Annotated in this window: 16 protein-coding genes; all 16 read left to right on the top strand. The window is 65.0% G+C overall.

Going from position 1 to position 9,415, the window contains the following annotated elements; genetic code table 11:
• Nucleotides 1-189 precede the first annotated feature (189 nt).
• The 16 genes from QZ772_RS19355 (at nt 190) to rpmJ (ending at nt 9,327) form a co-directional block, all read left to right on the top strand.
• Entirely contained in the window at nt 190-519 is a 330-nt protein-coding gene (locus QZ772_RS19355; protein WP_295529623.1) for a hypothetical protein, read from the top strand.
• A 308-nt stretch (nt 520-827) separates the two neighbouring features.
• The gene (locus QZ772_RS19360; protein WP_295529625.1) at nt 828-1,793 is read left to right on the top strand and encodes a LysR substrate-binding domain-containing protein; all 966 of its coding nucleotides are present in this window, start codon (nt 828-830) and stop codon (nt 1,791-1,793) included.
• A 147-nt stretch (nt 1,794-1,940) separates the two neighbouring features.
• On the top strand, nt 1,941-2,546 hold the full coding sequence (locus QZ772_RS19365) for a DNA starvation/stationary phase protection protein (protein WP_295529627.1): 606 nt from the start codon (nt 1,941-1,943) through the stop codon (nt 2,544-2,546).
• Nucleotides 2,543-3,436, top strand: coding sequence for a 4-hydroxybenzoate octaprenyltransferase (gene ubiA, locus QZ772_RS19370; RefSeq protein WP_295529629.1), 894 nt, complete (start codon nt 2,543-2,545; stop codon nt 3,434-3,436). Before QZ772_RS19365 ends, ubiA begins: the two co-directional genes overlap by 4 nt.
• A 247-nt stretch (nt 3,437-3,683) precedes the next feature.
• On the top strand, nt 3,684-4,052 hold the full coding sequence (gene rplN, locus QZ772_RS19375) for a 50S ribosomal protein L14 (RefSeq protein ID WP_017760917.1): 369 nt from the start codon (nt 3,684-3,686) through the stop codon (nt 4,050-4,052).
• Nucleotides 4,053-4,065: 13 nt separating this feature from the next.
• Entirely contained in the window at nt 4,066-4,383 is a 318-nt protein-coding gene (rplX, locus tag QZ772_RS19380) for a 50S ribosomal protein L24 (RefSeq protein WP_017760916.1), read from the top strand.
• 8 nt (nt 4,384-4,391) lie between these two features.
• The gene (gene rplE, locus QZ772_RS19385) at nt 4,392-4,931 is read left to right on the top strand and encodes a 50S ribosomal protein L5 (RefSeq protein ID WP_017760915.1); all 540 of its coding nucleotides are present in this window, start codon (nt 4,392-4,394) and stop codon (nt 4,929-4,931) included.
• A 10-nt stretch (nt 4,932-4,941) separates the two neighbouring features.
• Nucleotides 4,942-5,247 (top strand): 30S ribosomal protein S14, encoded by a 306-nt coding sequence (gene rpsN / locus QZ772_RS19390; RefSeq protein WP_043117682.1) that lies wholly within the window; start codon nt 4,942-4,944, stop codon nt 5,245-5,247.
• Between the two features lie 20 nt (nt 5,248-5,267).
• Nucleotides 5,268-5,663 carry a 30S ribosomal protein S8 gene (gene rpsH, locus QZ772_RS19395; RefSeq protein ID WP_017760913.1) on the top strand — a complete coding sequence of 132 codons (396 nt, stop codon included), beginning with the start codon at nt 5,268-5,270 and terminating at the stop codon, nt 5,661-5,663.
• A gap of 17 nt (nt 5,664-5,680) precedes the next feature.
• Nucleotides 5,681-6,214 carry a 50S ribosomal protein L6 gene (gene rplF / locus QZ772_RS19400; protein ID WP_295529632.1) on the top strand — a complete coding sequence of 178 codons (534 nt, stop codon included), beginning with the start codon at nt 5,681-5,683 and terminating at the stop codon, nt 6,212-6,214.
• Between the two features lie 11 nt (nt 6,215-6,225).
• Nucleotides 6,226-6,591: a 50S ribosomal protein L18 gene (gene rplR / locus QZ772_RS19405; protein ID WP_043117689.1), complete on the top strand. Its 366-nt coding sequence runs from the start codon at nt 6,226-6,228 to the stop codon at nt 6,589-6,591.
• 26 nt (nt 6,592-6,617) lie between these two features.
• Nucleotides 6,618-7,136, top strand: a complete 519-nt coding sequence (gene rpsE / locus QZ772_RS19410; RefSeq protein ID WP_295529634.1) for a 30S ribosomal protein S5 — start codon at nt 6,618-6,620, stop codon at nt 7,134-7,136.
• Nucleotides 7,137-7,150: 14 nt separating this feature from the next.
• Nucleotides 7,151-7,336 carry a 50S ribosomal protein L30 gene (gene rpmD / locus QZ772_RS19415; RefSeq protein ID WP_017760909.1) on the top strand — a complete coding sequence of 62 codons (186 nt, stop codon included), beginning with the start codon at nt 7,151-7,153 and terminating at the stop codon, nt 7,334-7,336.
• A 1-nt stretch (nt 7,337) separates the two neighbouring features.
• Nucleotides 7,338-7,769 carry a 50S ribosomal protein L15 gene (gene rplO / locus QZ772_RS19420; RefSeq protein WP_114801398.1) on the top strand — a complete coding sequence of 144 codons (432 nt, stop codon included), beginning with the start codon at nt 7,338-7,340 and terminating at the stop codon, nt 7,767-7,769.
• Nucleotides 7,770-7,795: 26 nt separating this feature from the next.
• Entirely contained in the window at nt 7,796-9,115 is a 1,320-nt protein-coding gene (secY, locus tag QZ772_RS19425) for a preprotein translocase subunit SecY (protein WP_017760907.1), read from the top strand.
• Nucleotides 9,116-9,213: 98 nt separating this feature from the next.
• Complete coding sequence (rpmJ, locus tag QZ772_RS19430; protein WP_017760906.1) at nt 9,214-9,327, top strand: 50S ribosomal protein L36; 114 nt, start codon at nt 9,214-9,216, stop codon at nt 9,325-9,327.
• Nucleotides 9,328-9,415: the final 88 nt, after the last annotated feature.

The following is a 9,415-nucleotide window of genomic DNA, read 5'->3' on the forward strand; positions in this document are numbered from 1 at the left end:
GAAGCGCAGCAGATGGTCGAAGGGATCGATGCGGTTGCCGAATGAGGACTCGACGCGGATGTCGGCCACCGGCGGACGACCGGGCGTGGTGGCGAGCATCAGCGTCCAGGGGCCCAGCGCCTCTTCCAGCTGACCCAGCGTGTCGGACATGCAAGCCAGCCGTCCACCGACCTCGGCGAGTTCGGGCCGGTGGGCGGGCCAGCGCCTGCGGGCGCCTGGGCAGGTCAGGGCCGGCAGCGCGGGGCCCCCGGCTGCGGCCTGAGCCGCCGGCCGAGCACCGTCGACGTCGCCGATGAGGGCAGGCCGGGCCTGGAGTGGGCGCAAATCTTCGATGCGGCGGGCCAGCCGCTCGAGGCGGGGCTGCAACTGCGCCATGCCCGCATCCATGCGCCCCAACTCCCCGATCACATGGGCTCGGTGTGCTCCGTCTGCCGCGCGCAGCCCGTCCGCTTCGGGCCGTGGCCACTGGCGACCGACGACAAGGCCTACCACCAGTCCTACCACGCCTGCTGCCAGTGATGCGGCGACCAGGGCATTGCGGGCGGCGCGGCGCGTCACGAGCGGCATGACGCCAGTGGCGATTCGGTGACGATCGGAGGCGGACAGGAGTCGGCGGTCTGTTCGCATGACAGCTCGGCGTGGGCATCAGGGGGGACGCCATGGCGCCGTCCCCTGGCGGCTGCCGTGGCTGCAGGACACCCGCAACCGGGCGTCTGCCACTCGACGATGCCGGACCTGTTCCGGCGCTTGGCACTGTCGCGGGCAGGGAGTATCGGGGCTGTCTGGTGCGGCTGGGAACCTGTCCTTGCGCATAATTGACGCAAGCTATGACCCTGACCGAACTCAAATACATCGTCGCGGTGGCGCGCGAGCGGCATTTCGGCAAGGCGGCCGAGGCCTGCTATGTCTCTCAGCCCACCTTGTCGGTGGCGATCAAGAAGCTGGAAGACGAGCTCGAGGTGAAGCTCTTCGAGCGCAGCGCTGGCGAGGTGACGGTCACCCCCCTGGGCGAGCAGATCGTGCAGCAGGCCCAGTCGGTGCTCGATCAGGCCGCCACCATCAAGGAGATCGCCAAGCGCGGCAAGGACCCGCTGGCCGGCCCGCTGAACCTGGGCGTCATCTACACCATCGGCCCCTACCTGCTGCCCGACCTGGTGCGTCAGAACATCGCGCGCACCCCGCAGATGCCGCTGATGCTGCAGGAGAACTTCACCGCCAAGCTGCTGGAGATGCTGCGCGCCGGCGAGATCGACTGCGCCATCATGGCCGAGCCCTTTCCTGATTCCGGCCTGGCCATGGCCCAGCTCTACGACGAGCCCTTCCTGGCCGCCGTGCCGGCCCAGCATCCGCTTGCCAGCCGCGAATGGGTCAGCTCCGACGAGCTCAAGAACGAGACCATGCTGCTCCTGGGCACGGGCCACTGCTTCCGCGACCATGTGCTGGAGGTCTGCCCGGAGTTCGCTCGGTTCTCCAGCAATGCCGAGGGCATTCGCAAGAGCTTCGAAGGCTCTTCCCTGGAGACCATCAAGCACATGGTGGCGGCCGGCATGGGGGTGACGCTGGTGCCGCGCCTGTCGGTGCCACCCGAGGCGCTCAAGCCGCGCGGCAAGGCCCGCAAGGACCTGGAGCCCATCGTGCGCTACGTGCCGGTGCGCGACGGCGACGGTGGCGCGCCGCCTTCGCGCCGCGTGGTGCTGGCATGGCGGCGCAGCTTTACGCGCTACGAAGCCATCGCTGCCTTGCGCAACGCGATCTATGCCTGTGAGTTGCCGGGGGTCAAACGTTTGTCCTGACGCGGCGTCGGCCTGCATCACAGCGGCCTATGTCTTCGATAGAGTGTGCGGGATTGCCTCCCGCGGCCCCCGCGGCCTAAGGTAGAGGCCTCACCGCCTCGCTTCGCGAGGCGCATTCCGTTACCGACCCCTCCAAAGGAAATCAGCATGGCCAAGACCCCCAAGTCGCCCAAGAAGGACAAGAACCCCATCGTGGCTGCTGCGCCCGCTGCATCCGCCGGCGCCGTGCCCGCCAAAGGCGGCGACCGTGTGGCACCCGAATCCGGTGGCCGCAATGCGCCCATCATCAACATCGGCATCGACCGCCAGGACCGTGCCGCCATCGCCGAGGGCCTGTCGCGTGTGCTGGCCGACACCTACACCCTCTACCTCACGACGCACAACTTCCACTGGAACGTGACGGGCCCGCACTTCAACTCCCTGCATGCCATGTTCATGGCGCAGTACACCGAGCTGTGGGGTGCGACGGACGTGATCGCCGAGCGCATTCGCGCCCTGGGCCACTACGCGCCCGGCTCGTACGCCGAGTTCAGCAAGATCGCCACCGTGCCCGACGTGCCGCTGCAGCCGCCGCGTGCCATGGAGATGGTGCGGATCCTGGTCAAGGGCCACGAGACGGTGTCGCGCATCGCGCGCGAGTTCATCCCTGTGGCCGAAGAGGCGGGCGACGATCCGACCGCCGACATGCTCACGGCGCGCTGCACCGTGCACGACCAGACCGCCTGGATGCTGCGTTCGCTCCTGGAAGAGTGAGCGCCAGTGCCACCCAGCCGCCTGCTCGCCGCGGGCGGCTTTCTCTTTATCTGGACCTGATCCGCTGGGACCGGCCCGCGGGCTGGCTGCTGCTGCTCTGGCCGACGCTGGGCGCGCTGTGGTTCGCTGCAGACGGTTTCCCGGGCTGGCACCTCCTGGCCGTCTTCGTGCTCGGCACGGTCCTCATGCGCAGCGCTGGCTGCTGCGTCAATGACGTCGCCGACCGCGACTTCGACCGCCACGTCAAGCGCACCGCCAAACGGCCTGTCACCAGCGGCGCCGTGTCGGTCAAGGAGGCGCTGGCCCTTGGTGCTGCCCTGGCGCTGGTCGCATTCGCCCTGGTGCTGACGACCAACGGGCCGACGGTCGCCTGGTCCTTTGGCGCGCTGGCCATCACGCTCGCCTATCCCTTCGCCAAGCGTTTCGTCTCGCTGCCGCAGGCGGTGCTCGGCGTGGCGTTTAGCGTCGGCATCCCCATGGCCTTCAGCGCGGTGCGGGAAGGCATGGTGCCCGCAATGGCTGCCTGGCTGTTGCTGGGTAACCTGGGTTGGGTGCTGGCGTACGACACCGAGTACGCCATGGTCGACCGCGACGACGACCTGCGCATCGGCATCAAGACTTCCGCGATCACCTTCGGCCGTCTCGACGTGGCGGCGGTGATGGCCAGCTATGCGATTTTTCTGACCATCTGGGGGGTGCTGGGTCTGCGCGCGGGGCTGGGCGAGCCCTTCGCGATCGGCATCATCGTGGCGGTGGGCCAGGCGCTCTGGCATTGGCGACTGATCCGTGGACGCACCCGGGATGGCTGCTTTCGAGCATTCCGCCACAACCATTGGCTGGGTTTCGCCGTCTTCGCGGGCATCGTCGCCGGCTACGCCCTGCGCCCCTGACTTCCGCCACGTTATGCGAGTGCGCCAAGCCAGGCGCTTGACAGCAAACCGCCACCGACGCACAATTGCAGGCTTCGCTCTAAAAAGCGAACTCTTTCCGCCCAGACGGACGCGTGCAACCAGCAAAAGCGCCTTGCGGCTTTTTTGTGTGCGCCGACGACGGGCCCAAGACTGACCGAACAGGTTTTTCGCGCCGGTGCACTGCCGGACGTCTGGCCTCAACGGTACAAGTTGGGAACTACTAGCAATGATCCAGACTGAATCCCGGCTCGAAGTGGCCGACAACACGGGCGCGAAGTCCGTCCTGTGCATCAAGGTGCTCGGCGGCTCCAAGCGTCGCTACGCCAGCGTCGGCGACGTCATCAAGGTGAGCGTCAAGGAGGCTGCGCCGCGTGGTCGCGTCAAGAAGGGCGAGATCTACAACGCCGTCGTGGTGCGCACCGCCAAGGGCATCCGTCGTGGCGACGGTTCGCTCGTCAAGTTCGACGGCAACGCCGCCGTTCTGCTCAATGCCAAGCTGGAGCCGATCGGCACCCGCATCTTCGGACCCGTGACGCGTGAACTGCGTACCGAGAAGTTCATGAAGATCGTCTCGCTGGCCCCCGAAGTTCTGTAAGAAGGACAACGCCATGAACAAGATTCGCAAGGGCGACAAGATCATCGTGATCGCCGGCCGCGACAAGGGCAAGCAAGGCACCGTCAGCCTGCGTGCTGGTGAAGAGCACGTGGTCGTCGAGGGCGTGAACCTCGTCAAGAAGCACGCCAAGCCGAACCCCATGAAGGGCACGACCGGCGGCATCGTCGAGAAGGCCATGCCCATCCATCAATCCAACGTGGCCATCTTCAATGCCGCGACCGGCAAGGCCGACCGCGTGGGCATCAAGCTGGTGGACGGCAAGCGCGTGCGCGTCTTCAAGTCCAGCGGCGAAGAAATCAAGGCTGCCTGAGGTACACCATGGCCCGTCTGCAACAACACTACCGCGAAAAGATCGCGAAAGAACTGACCGAGAAGTTCGGCTACAAGTCGCCGATGCAGGTCCCCCGCCTGACCAAGATCACGCTGAACATGGGCGTGAGCGAAGCCGTGGCGGACAAGAAGGTCATGGACCACGCCGTCGCCGATCTGACCAAGATCGCCGGCCAGAAGCCCGTCGTGACCAAGGCCAAGAAGGCCATCGCCGGCTTCAAGATCCGCGAAGGCCAGGCCATCGGCTGCATGGTCACCCTGCGCGGCGTGAAGATGTACGAGTTCCTGGATCGTTTTGTCACCGTGGCCCTGCCCCGCGTGCGTGACTTCCGCGGTATCTCCGGCCGTGCCTTCGATGGCCGCGGCAACTACAACATCGGCGTCAAAGAGCAGATCATCTTCCCCGAGATCGAGTACGACAAGGTGGATGCGCTGCGTGGTCTGAACATCAGCATCACGACGACCGCCAAGTCCGACGAAGAAGCCAAGGCGCTGCTGCAGGGCTTCCGCTTCCCCTTCAAGAACTAAAGGTGACCCTGTGGCAAAAGTTGCTTTGATCCAGCGCGAACTGAAGCGTGACAAGCTGGCCGCCAAGTACGCCAAGAAGTACGACGAACTGAAGGCGACCGCCAACGACGCGAAGAAGAGCGACGAAGAGCGCGCCGCCGCCCGCCTGGCGCTGCAGAAGCTGCCGCGCAACGCGAACCCCACCCGCCAGCGCAACCGCTGCGAAATCACCGGCCGCCCCCGTGGCACCTTCCGCCAGTTCGGTCTGGCCCGTGCCAAGGTCCGCGAACTCGCCTTCGACGGCGAGATCCCCGGCGTCACCAAGGCCAGCTGGTAAGCCAGGCAGGAGCAAGAAACATGAGCATGAGTGATCCCATCGCCGACCTGCTGACGCGCATTCGCAATGCGCAGATGGTCGCGAAGCCCACCGTGTCGGTCCCGTCTTCCAAGGTGAAGATCGCGATCGCCCAGGTGCTGAAGGACGAGGGCTACATCGACGGCTTCCAGGTCAAGACGGAAGACGGCAAGACGAACCTCGAGATTTCGCTGAAGTACTACGCCGGCCGTCCGGTGATCGAGCGCATCGAGCGCGTGAGCCGTCCCGGCCTGCGCGTCTACAAGGGTGCCGGCGCGATCCCCAAGGTCCAGAACGGTCTGGGTGTGGCCATCGTCACCACCCCGCAAGGCGTGATGACCGACCGCAAGGCCCGTGCGAACGGCGTCGGCGGCGAAGTGCTGTGCTACGTGGCCTGAGACGGAGGAACTGAACAATGTCCCGAGTCGGAAAAATGCCGGTCACCGTCCCCGCGGGCGTGGACGTGCAAATCAAAGATGACCAGATCAGCGTCAAGGGCGCTGGCGGTCAGCTGTCGATGCCCACCAGTGCGCTGGTCAAGGTGTCGGCCAATGACGGCAAGCTGAGCTTCGTGCCGGTCGACGAATCGCGTGAAGCCAACGCGATGAGCGGCACGGTCCGTCAGCTGGTCAACAACATGGTGATTGGTGTGAGCAAGGGCTTCGAGAAGAAGCTGACGCTCGTGGGCGTGGGCTACAAGGCCGCAGCCCAGGGCACCAAGCTCAACCTGGCCGTGGGCTATTCGCACCCGGTCAACATCGAGATGCCTGCTGGCATCACCGTCGCCACCCCTGCCCCCACGGAAATCGTGATCAAGGGCGCTGACCGCCAACGCGTCGGTCAGGTGGCTGCCGAGATCCGCGCGGTCCGCGCGCCCGAGCCCTACAAGGGCAAGGGCATCCGCTATGCGGACGAGAAGATCGTGATCAAGGAAACGAAGAAGAAGTAAGAGGCCGCATGATGTTGACCAAAAAGGAACAGCGCCTGCGCCGCGCCCGTCAGACCCGCATCCGCATTGCCACGCAAGGCGTCGCCCGTCTGATGGTGAACCGCACCAACCTGCACATCTACGCCACCGTCATCTCTGGCGACGGTGCCAAGGTGCTGGCCACGGCCTCCACGGCCGAAGCCGAAGTGCGCGCCTCGCTGGGTGGTGCCGGCAAGGGTGGCAATGCCGCCGCTGCCACCATCATCGGCAAGCGCATCGCCGAGAAGGCCAAGGCCGCCGGCGTCGAGAAGGTGGCCTTCGACCGTGCGGGCTTCGCCTACCACGGCCGTGTCAAGGCTCTCGCCGAAGCCGCCCGCGAGGCCGGCCTGCAGTTCTAAGCGCCCGCGCAGAACAGGAATTCAAGATGGCAAAGATTCAGGCAAGAACGCAGAACGAAGGTCCCGAGGACGGTCTGCGCGAGAAGATGATCTCGATCAACCGCGTCACCAAGGTGGTGAAGGGTGGTCGTATCCTGGGTTTCGCGGCACTCACCGTGGTGGGTGACGGCGATGGCCGCGTCGGCATGGGCAAGGGCAAGTCGAAGGAAGTGCCCGCCGCCGTGCAGAAGGCGATGGAAGAAGCCCGCCGCAACCTCATGAAGGTGTCGATCAAGAACGGCACCCTGCACCATGAAGTGACTGGCCACCATGGCGCCTCCACCGTGATGATGTCTCCGGCTCCCAAGGGTACCGGCATTATTGCCGGCGGCCCGATGCGCGCCGTGTTCGAAGTCATGGGCATCACCGACGTCGTGGCCAAGAGCCATGGCTCGTCGAACCCCTACAACATGGTTCGCGCCACGCTCGACGCGCTGAAGAACTCGACCACCGCCTCGGAAGTCGCTGCCAAGCGCGGCCTGACGGTCGAAGAGATCTTCGCCTGAGCAGGAGAGACGCAATGACGACGCAACAACAGACCGTGAAGGTCCAACTGGTTCGCAGCCCGATCGGCACGAAGCAGTCGCACCGCGCCACCGTGCGTGGCCTGGGCCTGCGCAAGCTCAACAGCGTGAGCGAGCTGCAGGACACGCCCGCCGTGCGCGGCATGATCAACAAGATCGCCTACCTGGTGAAGGTGCTCTGACATGGAACTCAACAGCATCAAGCCCGCAGCGGGCGCGAAGCACGCCAAGCGCCGCGTGGGCCGTGGTATCGGCTCTGGCCTGGGCAAGACCGCAGGTCGCGGTCACAAGGGTCAGAAGTCGCGTGCCGGCGGCTTCCACAAGGTCGGATTCGAAGGCGGTCAGATGCCGCTGCAGCGCCGCCTGCCCAAGCGTGGCTTCAAGTCCGCTTCGCTGAAGTTCAACGCCGAGGTCACCCTGACGGCGCTGGAGCAACTGGGCCTGGCCGAAGTCGACGTCCTGGCACTGAAGCAAGCGGGCCTGGTGGGCCAGCTCGCCAAGGTGGTGAAGGTCATCAAGGCTGGTGAACTGACGAAGGCCGTCAAGCTGACGGGCGTCGGCGCGACCGCGGGTGCCAAGGCTGCCATCGAGGCCGCCGGCGGCTCCGTCGCCTGAACCTGACGCGAAAGCAAGGCAGCACAGTGGCAACCAACGCGGCAACGCTCGCGAAGACCGGCAAGTTCGGCGACCTGCGTCGTCGGCTGGTTTTTCTGCTGCTCGCCCTCGTGGTGTACCGCATCGGCGCGCACATCCCCGTTCCCGGCATCAACCCGGACCAGCTGGCTCAGCTGTTCCAGGGTCAGCAGGGCGGCATCCTGAGCCTGTTCAACATGTTCTCGGGTGGTGCGCTGTCGCGCTTCACGGTCTTCGCGCTGGGGATCATGCCGTATATCTCGGCATCGATCATCATGCAGCTGATGACCTATGTCCTTCCCTCCTTCGAGCAATTGAAGAAGGAAGGCGAGGCCGGTCGCCGCAAGATCACGCAGTACACCCGCTATGGCGCGCTGGGTCTGGCCCTGTTCCAGTCCTTCAGCATCGCTGTTGCACTCGAGGCCTCCCCCGGCCTGGTGGTGGCACCTGGTTTCGGCTTTCGGTTCACCGCGATGGTGAGCCTGACGGCGGGTTCCATGTTCCTCATGTGGCTGGGCGAGCAGATCACCGAGCGGGGCCTGGGCAACGGCATCTCGATCATCATCTTCGCCGGTATCGCCGCGGGCCTGCCCAACGCCATCGGCGGGTTGCTGGAGCTGGTGCGTACCGGCGCCATGAGCGTGATCGTGGCTCTGTTCATCGTGGCGCTGGTCGTGCTGGTCACGTACTTCGTGGTGTTCGTGGAACGCGGGCAGCGCAAGATCCTGGTGAACTATGCGCGCCGTCAGGTGGGCAACAAGGTCTATGGTGGACAGGCTTCGCACCTGCCGCTGAAGCTGAATATGGCTGGCGTGATCCCCCCGATCTTCGCCTCGTCCATCATCCTGCTGCCCGCAACGGTGGTGGGTTGGTTCAGCACCGGCGACAGCATGCGCTGGCTCAAGGACATCGCCTCGGCGCTGGCCCCGGGTCAACCGATCTATACGCTGCTGTACGCAGCAGCGATCGTGTTCTTCTGCTTCTTCTACACGGCACTCGTGTTCAACAGCCGCGAGACCGCCGACAACCTGAAGAAGAGCGGTGCGTTTATCCCCGGGATCCGTCCTGGTGACCAGACCGCCCGCTACATCGACAAGATCCTGCTGCGTCTGACGCTGGCTGGCGCGGTGTACATCACCTTCGTCTGCCTGCTGCCGGAGTTCCTGATCCTGAAGTACAACGTGCCGTTCTATTTCGGCGGCACCTCGTTGCTGATCCTGGTGGTCGTGACGATGGACTTCATGGCCCAGGTGCAGAACTACCTGATGTCGCAGCAGTACGAATCGCTGCTCAAGAAGGCCAACTTCAAGACGACGTTGGGTGGTTGAACGCAAGGTCGAGTGAACGCCCTGCCGCGACGAGCCGGGCACGCACATCGTGTTTCGGGCGTCCTAGGGTCGCCACAGTAAGAGTTAGGAGAAATGAAATGAGAGTTTCGGCATCGGTCAAGCCCATCTGCCGCAATTGCAAGGTCATCCGCCGCAAGGGTGTGGTGCGCGTGATCTGCACCGACCCGCGCCACAAGCAGCGTCAGGGCTGATTGGCCGCGCGCACGACAGGACTAGAGGACAACCATGGCACGTATTGCTGGTATCAACATTCCGCCGCAAAAGCACACTGAGATCGGT

The organism is uncultured Pseudacidovorax sp., assembly GCF_913773995.1.
GTDB lineage: Bacteria > Pseudomonadota > Gammaproteobacteria > Burkholderiales > Burkholderiaceae_C > Xenophilus.